Source organism: Desulfobacca acetoxidans DSM 11109 (assembly GCF_000195295.1).
In the GTDB taxonomy this organism is placed as follows: Bacteria; Desulfobacterota; Desulfobaccia; order Desulfobaccales; family Desulfobaccaceae; genus Desulfobacca; species Desulfobacca acetoxidans.
Window position 1 is genome coordinate 888,638 of the sequence record NC_015388.1, and the last position, 19,154, is coordinate 907,791.

The 19,154-nt window shown below is 53.6% G+C and carries 18 protein-coding genes and 7 riboswitches; of the genes, 10 read left to right on the plus strand and 8 right to left on the minus strand.

What is annotated here, in order from left to right:
* Positions 1-244: 244 nt before the first annotated feature.
* Both DESAC_RS03755 and DESAC_RS16445 read right to left on the minus strand, forming a co-directional pair.
* A complete protein-coding gene (locus DESAC_RS03755; protein ID WP_041283787.1) occupies positions 245-565 on the minus strand; it encodes a hypothetical protein in 321 nt (106 codons plus the stop codon).
* Positions 566-574: 9 nt separating this feature from the next.
* On the minus strand, positions 575-724 hold the full coding sequence (locus DESAC_RS16445; protein WP_218915708.1) for a hypothetical protein: 150 nt from the start codon (positions 722-724) through the stop codon (positions 575-577).
* A 126-nt stretch (positions 725-850) separates the two neighbouring features.
* On the opposite strand from DESAC_RS16445, the gene DESAC_RS03760 reads away from it, so the two are divergent.
* Positions 851-2,044 carry an aminotransferase-like domain-containing protein gene (locus DESAC_RS03760; protein WP_013705751.1) on the plus strand — a complete coding sequence of 398 codons (1,194 nt, stop codon included), beginning with the start codon at positions 851-853 and terminating at the stop codon, positions 2,042-2,044.
* Between the two features lie 100 nt (positions 2,045-2,144).
* On the opposite strand, the gene DESAC_RS03765 is transcribed toward DESAC_RS03760, so the two are convergent.
* On the minus strand, positions 2,145-2,555 hold the full coding sequence (locus tag DESAC_RS03765) for a type II toxin-antitoxin system VapC family toxin (RefSeq protein WP_013705752.1): 411 nt from the start codon (positions 2,553-2,555) through the stop codon (positions 2,145-2,147).
* Positions 2,552-2,797 carry an AbrB/MazE/SpoVT family DNA-binding domain-containing protein gene (locus tag DESAC_RS03770; protein ID WP_013705753.1) on the minus strand — a complete coding sequence of 82 codons (246 nt, stop codon included), beginning with the start codon at positions 2,795-2,797 and terminating at the stop codon, positions 2,552-2,554. The genes DESAC_RS03765 and DESAC_RS03770 overlap by 4 nt, the downstream gene beginning before the upstream one ends.
* Positions 2,798-2,883: 86 nt before the next feature.
* Here DESAC_RS03770 and DESAC_RS16920 point away from each other — a divergent pair, with 86 nt between their 5' ends.
* On the plus strand, positions 2,884-3,087 hold the full coding sequence (locus DESAC_RS16920; RefSeq protein WP_083800318.1) for an HU family DNA-binding protein: 204 nt from the start codon (positions 2,884-2,886) through the stop codon (positions 3,085-3,087).
* On the opposite strand, the gene DESAC_RS03775 is transcribed toward DESAC_RS16920, so the two are convergent.
* The 3 genes from DESAC_RS03775 to DESAC_RS03785 are packed head-to-tail and all read right to left on the minus strand — an operon-like array spanning position 3,077 to position 6,868.
* Positions 3,077-3,934 carry a bile acid:sodium symporter family protein gene (locus DESAC_RS03775; protein ID WP_013705754.1) on the minus strand — a complete coding sequence of 286 codons (858 nt, stop codon included), beginning with the start codon at positions 3,932-3,934 and terminating at the stop codon, positions 3,077-3,079. The genes DESAC_RS16920 and DESAC_RS03775 overlap by 11 nt on opposite strands.
* 29 nt (positions 3,935-3,963) lie before the next feature.
* Complete coding sequence (locus tag DESAC_RS03780; RefSeq protein WP_013705755.1) at positions 3,964-5,022, minus strand: 4Fe-4S binding protein; 1,059 nt, start codon at positions 5,020-5,022, stop codon at positions 3,964-3,966.
* Positions 5,023-5,056: 34 nt separating this feature from the next.
* Positions 5,057-6,868, minus strand: a complete 1,812-nt coding sequence (locus DESAC_RS03785) for an aconitase X (protein ID WP_013705756.1) — start codon at positions 6,866-6,868, stop codon at positions 5,057-5,059.
* 526 nt (positions 6,869-7,394) lie between these two features.
* On the opposite strand from DESAC_RS03785, the gene DESAC_RS03795 reads away from it, so the two are divergent.
* Both DESAC_RS03795 and DESAC_RS03800 read left to right on the plus strand, forming a co-directional pair.
* The gene (locus DESAC_RS03795; RefSeq protein WP_013705757.1) at positions 7,395-8,915 is read left to right on the plus strand and encodes a sigma-54 interaction domain-containing protein; all 1,521 of its coding nucleotides are present in this window, start codon (positions 7,395-7,397) and stop codon (positions 8,913-8,915) included.
* Between the two features lie 72 nt (positions 8,916-8,987).
* On the plus strand, positions 8,988-9,347 hold the full coding sequence (locus DESAC_RS03800; protein WP_013705758.1) for a four helix bundle protein: 360 nt from the start codon (positions 8,988-8,990) through the stop codon (positions 9,345-9,347).
* Between the two features lie 414 nt (positions 9,348-9,761).
* Here the strand turns inward: DESAC_RS03800 and DESAC_RS15005 are convergent, their stop codons facing one another.
* Positions 9,762-11,081, minus strand: a complete 1,320-nt coding sequence (locus tag DESAC_RS15005) for a lytic transglycosylase domain-containing protein (protein WP_013705759.1) — start codon at positions 11,079-11,081, stop codon at positions 9,762-9,764.
* A gap of 451 nt (positions 11,082-11,532) precedes the next feature.
* Between DESAC_RS15005 and DESAC_RS15995 the strand changes: the two genes are divergently transcribed.
* The 6 genes from DESAC_RS15995 (at position 11,533) to DESAC_RS03835 (ending at position 19,147) form a co-directional block, all read left to right on the plus strand.
* A complete protein-coding gene (locus tag DESAC_RS15995) occupies positions 11,533-11,790 on the plus strand; it encodes a hypothetical protein (protein ID WP_013705760.1) in 258 nt (85 codons plus the stop codon).
* Between the two features lie 152 nt (positions 11,791-11,942).
* Positions 11,943-12,021: riboswitch (cyclic di-GMP riboswitch) on the plus strand.
* 323 nt (positions 12,022-12,344) lie between these two features.
* Positions 12,345-12,521, plus strand: a riboswitch (cobalamin riboswitch).
* A gap of 175 nt (positions 12,522-12,696) precedes the next feature.
* Positions 12,697-12,772: riboswitch (cyclic di-GMP riboswitch) on the plus strand.
* 77 nt (positions 12,773-12,849) lie between these two features.
* On the plus strand, positions 12,850-14,022 hold the full coding sequence (locus DESAC_RS03815; RefSeq protein ID WP_013705761.1) for a hypothetical protein: 1,173 nt from the start codon (positions 12,850-12,852) through the stop codon (positions 14,020-14,022).
* Positions 14,023-14,576: 554 nt separating this feature from the next.
* Positions 14,577-14,753, plus strand: a riboswitch (cobalamin riboswitch).
* A 175-nt stretch (positions 14,754-14,928) separates the two neighbouring features.
* Positions 14,929-15,004: riboswitch (cyclic di-GMP riboswitch) on the plus strand.
* Between the two features lie 56 nt (positions 15,005-15,060).
* Complete coding sequence (locus DESAC_RS16370; protein ID WP_013705762.1) at positions 15,061-15,669, plus strand: hypothetical protein; 609 nt, start codon at positions 15,061-15,063, stop codon at positions 15,667-15,669.
* Between the two features lie 106 nt (positions 15,670-15,775).
* Positions 15,776-16,651 (plus strand): hypothetical protein, encoded by an 876-nt coding sequence (locus tag DESAC_RS03825; RefSeq protein WP_013705763.1) that lies wholly within the window; start codon positions 15,776-15,778, stop codon positions 16,649-16,651.
* A gap of 123 nt (positions 16,652-16,774) precedes the next feature.
* Complete coding sequence (locus DESAC_RS03830; RefSeq protein WP_013705764.1) at positions 16,775-17,530, plus strand: hypothetical protein; 756 nt, start codon at positions 16,775-16,777, stop codon at positions 17,528-17,530.
* A 502-nt stretch (positions 17,531-18,032) separates the two neighbouring features.
* Positions 18,033-18,167, plus strand: a riboswitch (cobalamin riboswitch).
* A 206-nt stretch (positions 18,168-18,373) separates the two neighbouring features.
* Positions 18,374-18,449, plus strand: a riboswitch (cyclic di-GMP riboswitch).
* Positions 18,450-18,505: 56 nt separating this feature from the next.
* On the plus strand, positions 18,506-19,147 hold the full coding sequence (locus DESAC_RS03835; RefSeq protein ID WP_013705765.1) for a hypothetical protein: 642 nt from the start codon (positions 18,506-18,508) through the stop codon (positions 19,145-19,147).
* Positions 19,148-19,154 lie beyond the last annotated feature (7 nt).

The window sequence follows — 19,154 nt, forward strand, 5'->3', positions numbered from 1 at the left end:
GTATATAGACCAACGATGGCCAGTACCCAAACCACATAAAGATAAATCAATAGTATTGGAATCCCTGCCCACAAAATATCCCGGTTAAAAATCTGCAACAATGGAAAATTAAAAAAAAGAAAAATCAATATTCCCAATAGTGCCCAAAGCGTGTGTCTTTTTGCCATAGCAGATAGACTCCGCGACATTTTAGCATGGCATTGCTTAAGAACTTAATAATACATCAGCTTCCTAAGAAAATAAATCAAGGAATGGTGGGCCGAGCCCATCTTACAACACTGCAGCACCAACAGGCCCATCCATAGGGGCAAATCTGGTATTCGCCCCAAGCAACCGAAGAGTTATAAAAAACCTGTCGATACCAGCGCAGGCGTTTCATCAGTCTCTTGACATCGCCATCCCGGCAGGACATATTCATGAGAGAGTCCAGGCGGTAGTCCAACCGGGATCGCCCGGACCGGTATTTCGCCTCTGGTAGCTCCTTCTTTTTTAGTCTTAAGGCGTCTTTTAGAATGCGACCCGATTTTTTGGAAAACTCGACCCTCTCGGTCGCCGTTCTGATCATCCACCTTTTTCAATTCACGCCAGAGATGGGGCTACAGGTCTGGCGGCCGGTACAGAGGACGGCATTATCGGCACCCGAGAAATCGGTGATTAGGATGCCATCAAAAGCCTCTTTGAAAAATTTCGACAAGGCGGGCGATTCCCGTAATCGGTCAATCATATAAATTGGCATGTTCCGGTGATCACAACGAAGCATGAAAACCGAACCGTGGTAGCTGCTTACAATAATGCTTTTGCTGCTCACCGCCCACTGCCCACTGCTCACTGTTTGCATCTAGGAAGACAGATGGATAATCTTTTTTCAGATCGCATCGCTGATGTGCCCAGGTCGTTTATTCGGGAAATCCTCAAAGTGGCGATAGACCCATCGGTGATCTCCTTTGCCGGGGGTTTGCCAAACCGGAATCTCTTCCCGGTGGCGGAGCTGCGGGCGGCAGCTAACCGGGTATTTGATACCGTGGGCCAGGAAGCGCTGCAGTATGCCAATTCCGAAGGCTTGCTAGGATTGCGGGAATATATTTCCCACAGATACCGTGAAAAGCAAGGTCTGGAAATTTCACCCGACAACATTCTCATCACTAACGGCTCCCAGCAAGGCTTGGATCTTCTGGGCAAAACCTTCTTAAATCGAGGCGATGACGTGATCATCGAAGAGCCCGGTTATTTAGGGGCGATTCAAGCCTTGTCCCTCTACCGGGCCCGCTTTCATCCAGTGCCCATCACGGACGACGGCATGGCGATGGACCGTCTCCGCGAGGTCTTAGCCACCAGGAAGCCGAAGCTGATGTATCTGGTGCCCAACTTCCAGAACCCCGCGGGCATTACTTATACGGACCAGAACCGGGAGGCTGTGGCGGAATTGGTGCAAGGCCGGAATATTCTATTGGTTGAAGACGATCCCTACCGCGAGCTGCGCTTCACCGGAACTCACCAGACATCTTTCCGGAAGCTGCTGCCGGACCAGGCGATACTGCTAGGGTCGTTCTCGAAGATCATCGCCCCGGGTCTGCGTTTGGGTTGGGTGGCAGCTCCGGCCCGCATCATGCCCAAGCTGATCGTGGCCAAACAGGCCTCGGATTTACACAGCAATCATTTCGCCCAAAGGCTTATCTGGCAGTACCTGGCCGACAACGATATTGACAGCCACATCAGGACCATTGTGCAAGTTTATAGCCGGCAGCAGCAGTCCATGGTCAGGGGTATCAAAACCTACCTGCCGGCAACGGTGGGGCATACCCATCCCGCGGGCGGCATGTTTATCTGGCTGACCCTGCCGCAGGGGATTTCCTCGAAACGACTTTTCGATCTGGCCATTCAAGACAAAGTTGCCTTCGTGCCCGGCAGCCCCTTCTATGTAGATCGGCTGGAGACCGATACTTTGAGGCTCAATTTTTCCTGTGTCGATGAAGAAACCATTGGTATAGGCATGCAGCGCCTCGGTCGCGCGGTGGAGAAGTTGCTCGAACAGGTTAATGGTTAATAAGTTCTGAGCTGATAGAAAAAAATTCCGCACCGGCTGGAAGCCCGTGCCGCCAGCAGATGATTTTCCCGGTTCGCGGGTGGCCGATAGGCAATGGCAATTACCTGCCAATCCAAAGAAGTTCCACATTTACCTTAGCGGCTGCAACCCGGAGTTCAGGATCGCCGGTAACTAAACACGCCCCTAATTCCTGAGCCAATCCCAAACCGAAAGCATCCGCGTAGGCTAAACCGCCTCCCGCTTTGATCCCAGCGGCGGCTTTGACTCTCGGCCACGTTGCTTCAGCGATGACAAGTCTATCTTCCTGTCTGACGGCGTGCCCTAATTCCGCCGCGGCATCTTTACCCTGCCGGCGCAAGACAATGTAGTAGGCCTCTCCCAGATTAATTATACTTAGGTAGGGTTCCGCTTTTTCATTTAGGATAATAGCGGCTACCGCCTGTGCCCCCGGTTCATCCTCAACGAGTGCGAGAATGGCATAGCTGTCCAGAACATACTTTCGGGCGCTCATCGCTGCTCTCGCTCCCTATCGACGGTGCGTTCCTGGAGCAGGAGATCCGTGAGTTTCTCATCCCCCGCACCCTTCAATTTCCCCCGAAGGGCCAACAGCGGGTGCCTGGGCAAAGGACGCAAGATGATTGCTCCGTCAGATTCCTCCACCGCCAGACGGTCCCCCTTTTGTAAACCAAATCTCTGCCGTAAAGAGGAAGGAATACATATCTGCCCTTTTTCAGATATTACTACTTTCCGCATTTTTCTACCTTATATAATTATCTACTAGATTAAATGTATTATAGATAATTATAGTAGTATAAAAGAATAGAGTAAAGAGATATCTTATTGTCGCGCTAGCTGAAGCGGAGAAGGCCCTAAATACCCTCATCCAAACCATCATCACTACCCTGCAGGCAGGCGGTCGGCTGTCCTTACCGGGATTCGGCGTATTCTCACTGAGCAAACGCCCGGCGCAGAGCGGCTTGGGAAGCATGACACCTTTGACCCTTCAACCGATCCCTCACCCCTCATTTTTTCTTAACCAGTGACATCACAAGTTTTTCGCACCAGAAAGATGAGCAGTACTGTTCCTACCGCAGAAAACAAGGAATATGCAAAAGTCGCCGCCAGGGCAGGGGTGCCGGGAAAGTTGCCCGAGGCAATCACCAGGGCAACGGAGGCGTTGCGGATCGTGGTGTTAAACATGACAGCTTTTCGTTTTCCCTTCCCCGGGCCTCCCAGCCACCACCCAGCTATGGCGCTGGCGGCAAAAAGGGCGGGGATGCCGATGGCGGCCTTAATCCCGAAGATCTTGAGCGTTTTGTACTCCGTCGCGACTACTAGCACGCACACCGCCAGCATAAGAAATTTGTTGATCATCTTGACAGGAGCCAGAACCTTTCCAGCGCAGCCGGGTGTCAGGCTGTTGACCGTTAGGCCCATGCCCAGGGGCAGGAACTGCCCCACGAAAATAGGCGTGACTATCTGGACGTAATCAATTTCGATCTTCTGGCTTTTTGTCAGAAACCCCATGAGCAGGCTGAGGACGGCTGGCGAGATTAGAGGGGTCAAGAAGGCCAGGAGGACCATGAGACCGATGGCAAAGGGAACGTCTCCCCGGGCGAAACCGGTGAAGGCCGGTCCCATGGGGGCCCCCGAAAAACAGATGGCGATAAGAAATCCGACGGATAAGAGAGACTCGGCCTTAAACAGCAGTAGGAGTCCGAAACCGAATAACGGCACGAGGCACAAATTGACCACCAGCCCCCGCATCAAGACTCTGGCCTCCTGGCAGGATGCCAATATCTGGGTCACGGTGACGGACAACCCGACCTGAAACATCAGACAAATAAGCCAGATAAATATAAGCAGGTGGGCTAATTGAGCCAGATGCACGCCACAACCCCTCTTCGGTTCAGAGGTTTTTACCTTTCCAATTTCTTTTGGCCCCAGTCCTGCATATCCTGAGCAATCAAATCCCTGTCCGCCTCCGACCGTGCCACCAGGGCAATCGCCTCTCCGGGACAGGTGATGACACAGACGCCGCAGCCGATGCATCTATTGTCAATGACCTGGTAGACTCCTTCCCCCTCTTCGATAGCATCCATGGGACACCGTTCATCCCTGCATACCCCGCAAGCCTGGCAACTGTCGGGGTCAATGTGGGCGACATAGTTGCTTTTTGCCAGGACAAAAGGAGAGTGGTATTCTTTTAAACTGCGTATCAGGCCGCAACAACAGGAGCAGCAATTGCACAGAAACCCCGCCGGTAAGTCCTTTACATTGTGGGTGGTATGCACCAGGCCCTCATTCTCGGCTTCGATGGCGATTTTCAGAGCATCTTCTCGGGTGATAATATCACCGTCCAGCTTGAAATAGGCATAGGCGTCAGCCTCCATGGAAAACTGCAGGCAGGTCTTGGTGGCATGATGGCATTGTTTGCCTAATAATGCCTGTTCCCTGCGGCAGATGCAATCCTGGACTCGGAAAGATTTCGCCCTGTCGATAATCTGGCGGATGTCCTCATGGGGCAAAAGAACGAGTTCCGGGGAGATGGCCCCGTGCGCAGGAATGACCCTGGCGACATGAGGCGGATGCCCCCCCGCAACCTGGCTGAGCATGGGCAGGTATTCTTCAAAGAGATGGACCAGTTCATGGGTGAGCCGGCTCTGCCGCTGCTGCTCGTAAATGCCGATGACAAAGGGCATGAGACGATACATCTGATGCCCCCCCATCTTAAAGGAACCGATCTGGCCCTTAATTGCCATTTCATCCAGACGCGTCCGGGTTTCGGCTACGGGTTGTTCCAGGCGCCGGGCGATGTCCTCCGCGGTCTCGAAACGAGGAGTCAACTTCAAGGCCATTGCCGCATCTTCCTCATCGAAGATGTGCCTCAGGATTCTCAGTTCAACGCCGCTCTCCGTGTGCGGGAAGCCTTGCGGCAGTTCGTCCAATTTTCGTGCGAGACGCTCAAAAATATCCATACAACGCTCCTTTTACACAGGTCGGCCAATATCATCAGAGCCACCGTGACGGCTCGAATCTGCCGGTGATTGCAGCATTCACCACATCCCGGCGGGTGCCCAGCCAGTTTTTCGGCCAGCCGATTCCGGACATGAGCCTGGCCACTTTAAGGCTGTCCGTGGCATAGACCAGGGATTCGGCCGCGCTGGCGTCACGAATGATCATCCCGGGACAGCAGGAATGAACTACCCTGGCCCCGCTCTTTTCAATCCTGGCGAGCAGCCCCGCCTTTTTAGCTGCGCTGTAGAAGACGTAATCCGTATAGAGCCATAGCCTTTTTTTGACCGTGCGGCCATCCAGCAATTCGGCCAGTCCGGCGAGCTCCTGGAAGGTCAGAAAAGGACAGCCGATCACCCCGACATCAATGTCCTGCCGATCCGTCTGGCGAGTGTTGTGGAACAATTCTCTTATCTCCTGTTTGCCGATGCTGATGCGTTCCACATCTTTGGGAATCGGGCCGCCAAAGGCTTCCTCCATGGTCCGGGCTTCCGGAGTAACGCCGACAATATGCATCATCGGGTAGGTCAAAGCCGGGGAAACGCAGGCGCAAAAGGCCTTGCCTTGTTCGTTGCTCAGATGATTTAGACCCAGCACCACTGGGACGCGATCCACGGCGCGAAAGCCGATGGCCCCGCCCAAGGCGACATAATCGCCCACGTCCTGCAACTCCGGAAGCAGGTCGGGGGCTACCTCAAAAAGCATCTGCCCCCGGCGGTTCTCGGCCAGGTGCATGCCATATTCCGGCATTATTCCGGTGATGGCGGCGTAAAACACCATATTGGCCGGGTCCCGATTAACCCTGGCTCCCAGCATGATATTGGCGTAGGCGGCATGATTGGATTCCGCCGTCACATGGAACTCGCCGAACCTTGGCGGGGTGAGGTGCATATACGGGATGCACGTCGGGATCACCTGCACCCCCATGTCTTTCAGGGCCTCATGTACCGGTCTCATGGCGGCATACACCTCGCCGGCTGGCATCATGACCTGATAATGCCAGGGCATCCCCTGGTCATGGACCAGTTCGTCGGCCATAACGGTGCTTTCCACCGTGGTTGGCACGGCGACCTTCGCTCCCAGGGCGGCGAATTCCTCGTAAAGCGGCCAGCTGCCGATCACCAGATCATAGTTTTTCCAATCGGAAAAGACATGGGCCGAACAAATCGGCACCATACGCTTCGAAGCCATACCTTGCCCGAACTCTACCAACCGCTCCATGGCGGCCTGCTTGGCTCGACCGTGCTTGCCGTACAGCATCTCTTCCTCATAAAAAGTGAGTTTCAGGCTGTCCTGCGGCCATATCCGGCGTTTTTGAGCGACTGGCTTCGACGGGCCCGACCATTGGCCGGTGTCTCCAGAAGGAGTTCCGGTTCCTGCAGGGCAAATCTCGACAATGGCCTCACCGCCGGCTTCGGGAGCATTGATCCTGACAAGGTCACCCGATTTGATCTCCTGGCAGGGATCCTGGTCGAAACCGTCCACCGCCGGGATTTGGGCGTCCACGGCCCCACCCACGCTGATGGGATGCACCCTGCGGCAGATCAACGCCAGGGGGCCGGTTTGCTTGATTCTGGATTTGAAATACAATCCCAAAGCTCCGCCGGTGGAAAAGATGTCGGTATCGTAGACGATGATCTTGCCCGCATAAGACTGGCCCTTAAGAGGGTGGCCGTTCATGCGGATCACGCCGTCCGAACCTATGGCATTGACCAGATGGCTCAGTTTCTCAGAAGTGACCAAAGCCTCGCCTGAAACGGCTCCGGCGACTCGGGTAATGCCCTGCAATTTTTTGACGTGCTTATCCATCAGACTCCTCTCCTCTTATTTGTTTATCGGATAATGGGAGGAGAAACTTAATGAAATTATGCAGCTATCAGTTTTCAGTTTAAAGATTACATTCAGCCGGTTGGCACAGAAAGAAGGATTCTACGGGGATGTTGGCAAATTATGTTTCAGTATTGCTTTTGCTGAAGGCTGATTGCTGAACGCCAACACTCATGATGAAGAATCAATTATCCTGGAGCCGGTTAGACAAGCCAATCATAACGAGGCCGAGGCGGATAGTGTTTTGAGCGCTCTGATCTACACCGTAACCGCCACCTTGCAGGGGCAAAACTGGTATTTGTCCCAAACAATTGGAGGGTTAAAAAATATTTAGCGTTATCAGGTGGTGTTATGGACAAGAATTCTTTTAAAAAGATATAATTGCTTGTATACTTTTAAAAAAACAGTGGGCAGCGGGCGGTGAGCAGAAAAAGCACTATTGTGAATAGCCGCCATCGTTCTGTTTTATGCTTCGTTGTGTTCCTTAGAACATGAAAACTTGTAAATTATGAAAAAGATTCTGGTATGCTGGCTGGGCGGGACCGACTTGCGAGCCATGCGGGAGCCTGAGCAGGTGGGATTAGGACCTATCGGGGAAGCGGTCAAAACTCGGTCCTACGATGTGGTGACCATTCTCAATAATTACCCGCCTCAGGACGCCAAGGGGTACCCGGAATGGCTGGCCGGACTAACGGCCGCCAAGATCACCTTACACCATGAAAAGCTTTCCACCCCTACTCACTTCGGCGACATCTACCAGGCGGCGGTCAAACGGGTCGCTGAGCTCAGAAAAACGTATGGCGAAGATCTCAACTTTACCTTTCATCTGAGCCCAGGGACACCGGCCATGGCGGCGGTCTGGATCATCCTGGCCAAAACTCGATTTCCCGCCGAACTGATCGAGTCTTCCCGAGAGCATGGCATCTGCACCGCCTCAGTCCCTTTGGATATTTCCGCAGAATTCATCCCTGATCTGTTGCGCCAGCCTGATCAGGAATTGAAACGCCTGGGAGCTGGCCTGCCACCGGAGGCTCCGGAATTTTCCGACATTGTCTATCGTTGTGAGGCCATGCAGCGGGTGATTGCTAAGGCCAGACTGGTAGCCCCCCGTTCAGTCCCGGTTCTCATTGAAGGGGAGTCCGGGACCGGGAAGGAACTGCTGGCCAGGGCTATTCATCAGGTCAGCCCCAGGAAAGACAAACTCATTCTGGCTGTCAATTGCGGCGCCATCCCCGCCGAACTCATTGAGTCAGAATTATTCGGTTATGCAAAAGGCGCTTTTACCGGCGCTGATAAGGATTGCAAAGGCTATTTTGAAGAGGTCCACGGGGGGACGCTGTTTCTGGATGAAATCGGCGAACTTTCGTCCTCGGCCCAGGTAAAGATTTTGCGGGCCCTCCAGGAAAGCGAAATTGTTCGCCTGGGATCCAGGAAACCCATTAAAGTAGACGTCAGGATTATTGCGGCCACCAACAGGAATCTCCTCCAGGAAGTATCTGCTGGGACCTTCCGTTCGGATTTATTCTACCGTCTGGCTGTGGCCATCATCCAACTGCCGCCATTGCGGGAGCGGCCTGGAGACTTATCCGTCCTCATCGACAAGCTCCTGGAAAAAATCAACGCCGACAGTGCCTCTGAACCGGGATATAAATTCAAGAAAATTTCTCCGGCTGCAAGAAATCTCCTGCTGCAGCACCGCTGGCCGGGAAATATTCGCGAACTGCTGAACACCCTCTTTCGGGCGGCCATTTGGACTACCGGGGATACGATTGAACTGGTGGATATGCGTGAGGCAATGCTACCGGAACAGCCGCTCCGAAGAGAAGCAATTCTGGATCGGCCCTTGGGCGAAAGCTTACACCTTCCCGAATTGATGAACCGGGTGGCGCGCCATTATCTGAAGCGGGCCATGGCCGAAGCCCATGGAAATAAGACGGTCGCCGCCAGACTGGTGGGGCTGCCCAGCTATCAGACGTTGACCAACTGGTTGGCGAAATACGGCATCGGGACAGTAGGCAGTAAGCAGTAGGCGGTAAAAGCAGTGGGCAGTGAGCAGTGAGCGGTAAACAGAAAACGCATTCTGGGGGGAGTGTGTCTGGCGGTGTTGAATTATCGGGAGTTGGTCGTTTGGCAGAGAGCGATGGACCTGGTGGAGCTGATTTACAAGAAGTCCAGGAATTTCCCTAAAGAGGAAGTATACGGGCTGACCGGTCAGATTCGGCGGGCTGCGGTGTCGATACCTTCGAACCTTGCCGAGGGGCAGGGGCGGAAATCCACCAAGGAGTTTATAAATTATCTGTCGATGGTCCTTGGGTCCTTGAGGGAAGTGGAAACCCAGGTTTTAATAGCGCCACGTCTGAATTATCTCAAACCAGAGGAGACGAAAGCCATCCTGGAGATCGCGTCGGAAGTGGGAAGATTACTCAACGCCCTCAACATACCTAACCCCTCAGAAGACTAAGCTGTTGCAAAGATACAACCCAGCGGATTGCGAAGAGATAAAGAAGTTGGTGGAGGGTTAAGACTCATGGAAAGGGCGTTTTACCCTTTTATATTAGATCATGTATCAGGCCAGAGCAAAATTAGACCAAACAGAAATAAGGGACTCGGGAAAAGCCCCTTATATCAGAATCTTTGGCGCGCCTGGCAGGACTCGAACCTGCGACAAACGGATTAGAAGTCAATAACCCAAGAGCTTCACAAACTCCTCAATTATCTATAACTTATTGATATCATAGGTTGTTAATTTTCTACATTTTAGCAGGTTTTCCAAATAGTGGAGCATTTTGGAGAGATTTTCTCACACGACTCTCACACAGAAAAGGCATAGATACTGATTTCGAAGCCTGTCAAAGGTGAGGAAAACCAAGCGGCATTATTTAGACAAACTGAACATTGGGGATTTTTCCAACAAACCCTGCAGTCCCATTACCTGACTAACGAACTGCTTAGTTTCTTTAATTTCCGGAATCTGATACCCCGCTTGAACTACTCGTTGTGGCCCGGCGTTATAGGCAGCCACGGCTAACGGCATGGACCCATTGAAACAATTTATCATCTCCCGCAGATACCGGCTTCCGGCCATCACGTTTTCCCGGGGACAGAAAGGATCGTGCAGCCCTAAATCGGCTGCCGTCCCCGGCATCAACTGCATTAAGCCCATGGCCCCTTTGGGTGAGACTGCCAATGGTGAAAAATTTGATTCCAGGCGAATAAGGGCCAGAATTAACGACGCTGGCAGCCGATAATTCTGAGCCGCCTCCATAACAATGGCGGCGAGGGAGGGATCGATTGCGCCCAACTCCGGCGGGGCGGGAATTTTTGCTAAATGACTATCCGGTTCCTTAGTGTAGATATGTAACCGGCCCCCCTTGTCTTTTCGTACGATCACGGACGGGTTGGCATTTTTGTGAGGCGACTGGCCCAGAGTGGCAGAAGGGTTTTTAGTTTTATCCAGGGCCAGAGGCAGGGCTGTGCCGGGATCGGCAGGAGTTGCCGCCATAGCCCGTTTTTTTTTGGTCAAGACCACATTGGTGATGTGTATCGTCCCCTGCTTATCGCAATGCCGGCGAATATTTCTTTCCGACAGAGTTGTCAGCCAAGAGGTTTCCCTTGGCACTGTGGCGTCAGCCGGGATAATTAAGCCCGATGGTGTGGATTTTCCCCCCTGGTCCAGGCAAGTTTTTGAAAACGCCGGTATGTGAGAGACCGGCTGAACCACCCTGGTGTTGGCGGCTGCACCATTTGCCTTGGGCTCCTCTTTGCTGACATTGGTGATACACAAAAATCCCTTTTCGTTTAGTCTAACCTCTATAAGATCTTCCTCAACCGCGGTTGCCTGACGCCGATCGACTATCCCTGATATTTTTGCCATTGGCTGCGGCGATGGCCTATCCGTAGATTGTCTGGATACGGCTCTTAAGAGAATGTTTTGAGGACCTTTTTCTAAATTATCCTTTATGGCTGGGGGAGAAGGGGGCGCACCCGGCGCCAAGGGCCGTTCCCCAGATTTTTCGGCGTCTTTGGAATGACCAGTGAGTGGCGGGATTTTTGGAGTATCTTTGTCATTATTATCCTGATTAGTAATATGGACTTTTCCTTGACTATCGATAAACAGCTTTATCTTGGCGATGGTCGCAGCAGGCATCAGGAAAAGAAAACCGCCAAAGAGAAGCAGCAGTCCAATAGATCGCATGAACCCTCAACCTTACCTAAGTCACTGACGAGACTTTCTCCATAAAACTAGTTAACGAGTTTAAAATGTGATTGAAACCAATTCGATATTTAATTACTTGGTCAATATTGCTAAATATTGCTCCAAAATTGCTCTTTAAGGTATTTTTGCATTATGGAAAGATTGCGACGCCAGGGCAAAATATGTTACGTTCAACATGAAAAGTTAGAAATGATTCAGCATTCTATTCTTGGCGCCTTTCCGGGGTCGGGTTTAGGTCATAGACTTTTTGTCATCGGCGGCGTCAGTTCAAGTTTTTTGTCATGGACGTCGAAATAGCTATTGGAAGGGCGGAGGTTGAGCTAATAACAGGAAGCATCTCCGCTTAAGTCGCTAAAAGAGGACCATGGTATGAACCTTTTAACTTGAGAAGGGCAAACCGGTCCATCACCATAGTAATTCGGAGAAACGAGTGGTCGCCTACCGCATACTGCAGCTTATTCCGGCCACGGGATGGGAAGTCGAGCTATCCTTCGACGATGGTTGCAAGCAAATACACCCCCTCATTGCCATGGCTCTCATCGAGCGCGTGGATGATCACGGCGATTGGTACCGAGAGGTGGTCGGTCTTTACCCGCAGGCCGACGGCAGCTGTTTTGGTACGGTTTACGATGATACCCGCGTCTCGGGCCTGACGTACAGGCAGCAAGGCGAAAATACTCCTTCATAGATTTCACCCAATCAAGTTGACCGAATCCTGCTTGGTCAGAGAGGCTGCCACGGCGCCTAGCCTTAGAGCGTTGTGGTTTCCAGGGGCCGGACTGCCGGGGTCTCAGGAGGTGCTGATTGAGGCAAAAGCAGCGCTCAGTTTAAAGAGCTAAACCCTGATAAAGCCACACACCGGGCGACCGGGGGCCGGAAAGCTACGGGTCTCACCAGAGACAGCCTTGTAGCTGCCAGGCATCCCGGTTTTTTTTATGCCTTCATCTCAACCTTGAGCCAACTGAGATTTCTAATATGGCGACAGTAGAAAAGAGCAAAATTATCTCAACATTGAGCAATATTGCCCAAGTCTCTAACTGAGATTTTTAATATGATTGCAATTGTGAATTGATGGCCGAAAGTTGTTTTTCCAGCATTTTCGGCCAGTCAAGGGGGCGCCCGGGATTGTGGGATGGCAATGGAGGTTGTCTCGGGGCGCCGAATTTTCCGGAAAGGAGGTGAAGCTACAGAGTGATCCCCGGTGGGTCGCCGAGCGGACCCCGGGAAGGGTGTGAATCAAGGAACGATAACACCATGACTGGCCAAGGGAACTGGGTGTGAATCCCAGGCGGGCGCGCCGCTGTGAACGGGGACGAAGGCCGCAGGTGAGCCACTGTGGGGTAGTGCAGCTCCCATGGGAAGGCGCGGTTGGTAGGTCGATCCGTGAGCCAGAAGACCTGGCAGTTTCATAGGGATATGGTCCAATGCAGACCTCGCGGAACGGGTCCGAGGGCCTTATAGAGATGGTAGATGCCAGAATGAGGCAAGGCCCCGATTCCCGCGGAATCGGGTTTTTTTCGGTCAACTCTCAGCCGGAGTAAAGCAGCATGGCATGATGTAAGCAAAGGCACCGCCTGATCCAAAAATGGTTACGTCGTGAACAAGCCACACCCCGGGCGACCGGGGGCCGGAAAGCCGCGGGTCTCAGCAGAGACGGCCGGGTTGCCACCAGGCAGCCCGGTTTTTTTGTTTATCCATTGCATAAACGAATTGCCTGAAATAATGGTACATGAAGGGAGATAAACACATGCGTATTGATCGAAGGACAATAACGAACCAGATGCTTGGTTGTTTCATGGCCTTGGCATTGATGCTGCTCCTTCCCGCGGCTTCCGAATCGATGACATTTTCGGGCCTTGGCATGTCGGAGGGTTATAAAGGTAGCGTAGCTTACGACATTTCTGCGGATGGCTCCATTATAGTCGGTCTTCAGTCTACCCCTACTTACGCTGCCGAGGCGTTTCGTTGGACGGCTTCGAGCGGCTTTGCGAAGGTGGGCGATCTGCCGGGAGGGGAAACTTATAGCATCGCCTTCGGCGTTTCTGGGAATGGCTCGGTCGTGGCTGGTTGGAGCCGGTCTGGCTTAGGCGAAGAGGCGTTTATTTGGACCGCGTCAGGCGGCATAAAAGGTCTGGGCGACCTAGCGGGGGGGTATACCAGAAGCTACGCCGATAGCGTCTCTGCGGACGGTTCCACTGTGGTGGGTTACTCCACGTCCACTAGCGGTGATGAGGCTTTTGTTTGGAAAGCATCAACCGGCATGGTGGGGTTAGGAGATCTGCCGGGATCTGATTTTAACAGCAAGGGCACTGGAGTTTCCGCGGATGGTTCGGTCGTGGTCGGTTGGAGCCACTCCAGCAATGGTCAAGAAGCATTTATTTGGAAAGCATCAACCGGCATGGTGGGGTTAGGAGATCTGCCGGGAGGATCTTTTAAGAGCGTAGCGGAAGATATTTCTGATAACGGCTTGGCCGTGGTCGGAAATTCCTTATCCTCCAACGGAAGAGAAGCGTTTCTCTGGACCGAATCAGGCGGCATGATAGGCCTGGGCGACCTGGCGGGAGGAAGTTTTTCGAGCGAAGCCTTGTCGGTTTCTGCGGACGGGTCCACCGTGGTTGGCAGAAGCACATCTGGAAACGGCACTGAGGCGTTTGTATGGACGGAACAACTTGGAATGGTCAGCATTGAAGAATTGTTGATCGCGGCCGGCGTCGACACGACCGGATGGGGGTTAACAGAAGCCCTTGGCGTCTCTGCGGATGGCCTCACGATTGCCGGAAAAGGGTCCAATCCTGCTGGGAAGACGGAAGCCTGGGTGATTACGTTGGATGCTGCGCCAGTTCCCCTCCCCGGCGCGGTGCTGCTCCTGGGCGCCGGTCTTTGTCGCCTGGCTGCGGCGCGGCGGCGCCGGAGTCACTGATTGTGGCCGTGATCAGGGGGAAAGACGGATTATCCTGTCATTAACCGAACAGGTCTTTGTTGGCGCGGCGGAAGTCTATCGATGCCCACAATATCTGATTCACCCCTCACCCTGACCTCAATGTTGTTAAATTACAAAGGTAGGGGTAAAGGAAAATATTACAATCCCCCCTGCCCCCCCCTTGAGAAAAGGGGGGAAAGGGGGAACCTCCCACAGGCGCTGGGAAGGTGAGCTTTTTAAGTCCCCCTTTGGTGGCGAGGCAGGAAGACATTATCACCGGACATTGAGAAAGAGGACAGATAAAGAGCAAAATTATCTCAACATTGAGCAATATTGCCCAAGTCTCTAACTGAGATTTTTAATATGATTGCAATTGTGAATTGATGGCTGAAAGTTGTTTTTCCAGCGTTTTCGGCCAGTCAAGGGGGCGCCCGGGATCGTGGGATGGCAATGGAGGTTGTCTCGGGGCGCCGAATTTTCCAGAAAGGAGGTGAAGCCACAGAGTGATCCCCGGTGGGTCGCCGAGCGGACCCCGGGAAGGGTGTGAATCAAGGAACGATAACACCATGACTGGCCAAGGGAACTGGGTGTGAATCCCAGGCGGGCGCGCCGCTGTGAACGGGGACGAAGGCCGCAGGTGAGCCACTGTGGGGTAGTGCAGCTCCCATGGGAAGGCGCGGTTGGTAGGTCGATCCGTGAGCCAGAAGACCTGGCAGTTTCATAGGGATATGGTCCAATGCAGACCTCGCGGAACGGGTCCGAGGGCCTTATAGAGATGGTAGATGCCAGAATGAGGCAAGGCCCCGATTCCCGCGGAATCGGGTTTTTTTCGGTCAACTCTCAGCCGGAGTAAAGCAGCATGGCATGATGTAAGCGAAGGCACCGCCTGATCCAAAAATGGTTACGTCGTGAAGAAGCCACACCCCGGGCGACCGGGGGCCGGAAAGCCGCGGGTCTCAGCAGAGACGGCCGGGTTGCCACCAGACAGCCCGGTTTTTTTTGTCCATTGAATGAACACATTTTTTGAGGAGAGAACTTATGAAAAAACTTTTCTTTACCTGCCTGGCGCTTTTTGTCTTGTCCCTCTTCAGCTTTTCCGGAGTCCATGCCACCTTAGTGGTAAAAGATGACGCGGTTTTTGGCGATGATGCCATCACCCTGGATACCGACACCGGATGGGAATGGCTGGATCTATCGGCCTCGCTTGGCAAATGCCGCAGCTATGTGAACACCCAGTTTGGCGTCGGTGGAGATTTCGAAGGATTCCGGTATGCCACTGTGGCCGAAGCCGAGGGTTTGTGCGTGGCAGCCGGCATGCCTCTTGGGGAAACACAAAATCAGGCCGATTTTGACGCGGTGGCTTATCTGGTCTCTTTGGTGGGACAGACTCGCAGCCAGGCAGGGTATCCGGAAATTCTTTCCATGACGGAATCAGGCACTTCCGTAGGAGCCGATTTTTATTGGGCTAATGGTGTGCCAACTTATCTAACCGGATTGACCGGCCAGTGGTATGGTGAAACTGCGGCTATTGCGACTGTCAGCAGTTGGCTGGTCCGGGAAGCTGCCCCTGTCCCCCTCCCCGGGGCGGTGTTGCTGCTAGGGTCCGGCTTGCTGCGCCTGATCGGCATACGGCGCGGCAGGAGCTAAACGGGGATAACCTGATCTATGGCGCCGCCTGCCGACTTCGGTCTTCCGGACGACGGGCGGCGCCGGAGCAGTGTGATCACCGGGTAAATTCTGCAAGGAGAGTGCGATGAAACAAGGGCAGTTTTTTTTGTTTGTTCTATTGGTTCTGGCGGGGGTGATGGTGGCTGCTCCTGCCTTAGCGAGCCCTTTTGCCACGGAAGTGGTAAGCGCCACCGGTACTTTCGGCCCCGGATCACTGTACAGCGATCCCAGCGCGGCGCTCGGCAAGCCCACCACCTGGATCAAGGGTTCCGATGTGGGCGGGAAGAATATGGCCTGCTCCATGGTCTATCCCTCCTGGAACACCGATCCGGAGGGGAATAAGCTCATTACCACGATCGGCGCGCAAGCCCAGATCACGGTTACCTTCGACCACAACATCACCAATGACCCCCTGAACCCCTACGGGATCGACTTCATCGTTTTTGGAAACGACCTCTACTGGGGAACGGGCATGGTGGGTCCCACAACGAACATGGAGACCTACTACGTTGCCTCAGGAACCGGTTGGTCGGACCCGGGCATTGTGAGTGTGGCCCAGTACCTGGAAGGCCCCTGGTACACGTATTCGACGGGACCGTACTTCGACACCACTACCTATCCCACCCAGGCCTTTGCCTGGGACCGGGAGAACGACGCCTGGGGGGCCGAGCTCGACTGGACAAAACCCGTTAATCCGGCGCTGAATCCCACCGAGGATTTCGTTGGCCTCTCGGTGGCGGATGTCATCGACCTTTATGCCGGTTCGGCGGGAGGGACCGGCTATGATCTCGCTGCATCGGGCTTTGAGTGGATTCGATACATCAAGGTCGAATCCTCCAGCAGCACCAAGCTGGCCGAAATCGACGGATTTGCCGATGTAGCCCCTGTCCCCGTTCCCGGGGCGGTGTTGCTGCTGGGAAGCGGGCTTTTCCGCCTGTTGGGGCAGCGCCGGAGAAAATAAGCCCATAATTATCGCCAATACCATAGTTTTTCTTAAAGAAATATTCAGGGGCCGGGTCTCCCGACCCTGGTTTGAAAAATGTTGGCAATAACCATAAGAGGTATGAGTAGAGGATCGAAGGAGATGAAAAAGTACTTGAGCATTATCCTGGTCTTGCTGGCCGTGGCCATGGCCGCGGGTCCGGCGCAATCATTCACCTTTAATGATATTGACTTTTGGGTTGGCAGCGGCTCCAATCGGGCGGCGCTGGTGGTCCAATGGTTTGACCCCCGTATGGAAAACGCCCTGGTGTGGGGCTACCGCTGGGACGGCGAGGCCTCGGGAGAAGATATGATGACCGCCATCGCCGGGGCCTGCGATATACGCTCTTCCAATAATGGCGCGGTGGTTTACACCACTACCGGAGCGGACAGCCGGTTAGGGGCCCAGTTGACCACCTGGAGCGGGTTTGGCGGCGACAAGACCCTGTTCGGCATCGGCTACGATCTGGACAATGACGGCGGTTTTGCCTACGTCAACGGCGCCGACGAGACCGGCCATGCCGCCGACGCCGATGATCTCTATTTCGAAGGCTGGTATAACGGTTTCTGGTCTTACTGGGTGGAGGATGACGGCGACAATATCATCGGCAATAACATGACCTTCTCCAATTGGGGCATGTCGGCCCGGACCCTGAGCAACGGCAGCATCGATCTGTGGGGCTGGGACGATGATCTGGACAGTTTTTTCGGCGGCGGCGACGGTATAGGCCAGCCCGTGGGGCCTTACGCCGCGGCGACGGCGCCAGTCCCGATTCCCGGCGCGGTGCTGCTGCTAAGCACCGGCCTGCTGCGTCTGGCGGGAATGAGAAGACGCCGGGAGTGGGTGGCCGGTCAGTGACTATATTTTCCCGGATAAGCCCGAATCATTAGCACCTCTTCCTAACCCTTGCCCCTCTTGGGTTAACCCTCACCCCCGCGTTTTTATCTCAATGTAGACCTGGTTCCCAAGCTCCGGCTTGGGAACCGAATGAAGACCCCAGCTCTGATTGGTCGCTTTTTATCAGGGTGCAGTTGCGCCTTTCGAGATTTGATGAAACCATCAAAATAGGCGTCCCAAGGAAAAGCAATAATGTCTCAATATTGAGCAATATCAACCGAGCATTCAGGCGGGAATTGCATTAAAAAATAAATAATGTCGTCCTGGCAACCGGAACCGTCTCTCTGTGGTGTTTAACCAATCCGGCTACGCAGGGCGGCACCTCAGAACTGGAGTGGTGGTAAATTATGATTTCCAAACTATTCGGAAGGGAGGTGAGGCCGCAGAACTGTCTCTCAAGTGTTCGCAGGGCGGACACGATGGAAGGGTGAGAATCAAGGAACGATGACCCCATGACTGTCCAAGGGAACTGGGTGTGAATCCCAGGCGGGCGCGCCGCTGTAAGCGGGGACGAAGGCCGCAGAAAAGCCACTGTGGGAACTATCAAACTCTCACGGGAAGGCGCGGCTGGCAGAATGATCCGTGAGCCAGAAAACCTTGCAGTATCATATGGACATGGTCCAATGCAGACCTCGCGGGAAGGGTCCGAGGGCCTTTAGCAGGCGGCACATATTTAGGTTGCGGCAAGCCCCCCGATATCTGCGGAATCGGGTTTTTTTATGGGACAATCCTAAGCCGGGAGTATTCGGTGGAGAAGTTTAAAATGATTTAAAAAAGGCATTACACAGTACAAAAATGTTTAAGCCGTGAAAAAACCACACCTCGGGCGACCGGGGGCCGGAAAGCCGCGGGTCTCAAAGGAGATGGCCGGGTTGCCAGAAGGCAGCCCGGCCTTTTTAATCTGTTGAACGGATAATCACGGGAAGGGTGAAGAATATGCGGAAGTTCCTCGTACTATTATTTTTTTTGATGCTTAGCGTCACCGCTCAAGCCGACCCGTACTATTTTAATGGTGTCTGGGTGGATGTTGAGGCTTGGTGTGGTACCGGGGCCAACGAAAGCATCCTGGTGGTGGACTGGAACCGCCTCGACAACGGCGAGGCCACCATCTCCGAGTCCCATGCCTTCGGATACCGCTGGGACGGCGGCGCTTACGAATCAGATATGCTCAACGCCTTGAACGATGCCGGCATCCTGGCGGTCACCACCAGTTACGGCGGGGCCTTTTTGGATAACATCGGCTACGATGACGTCGACGACAATGAAGTCCACATGCACATTGAAGAAGGCAGTTGGAACCTGGCCAGCACCAGCGATCCCTATGCCGAATGGGGCACTTGGGGTAACTCCGAGTGGGATTTCAATACAAGCGGATTAACCAGCGAGCTTCTTGCCAACGGGCAGTTCGAAGGGATCAATGCCATTATGTGGTTTGGTTCTTTGCCTCCTTATGCGGATGACCAACTGGATATTCCTTTAACTGCGCCGCCGGTTCCCCTTCCCGGCGCCGTCTTGTTGCTGGGCAGCGGACTATTTAGAATGATGGCGCTTCGCAAAAAATCAAAGGTAAAAAAATAAAGGGAAC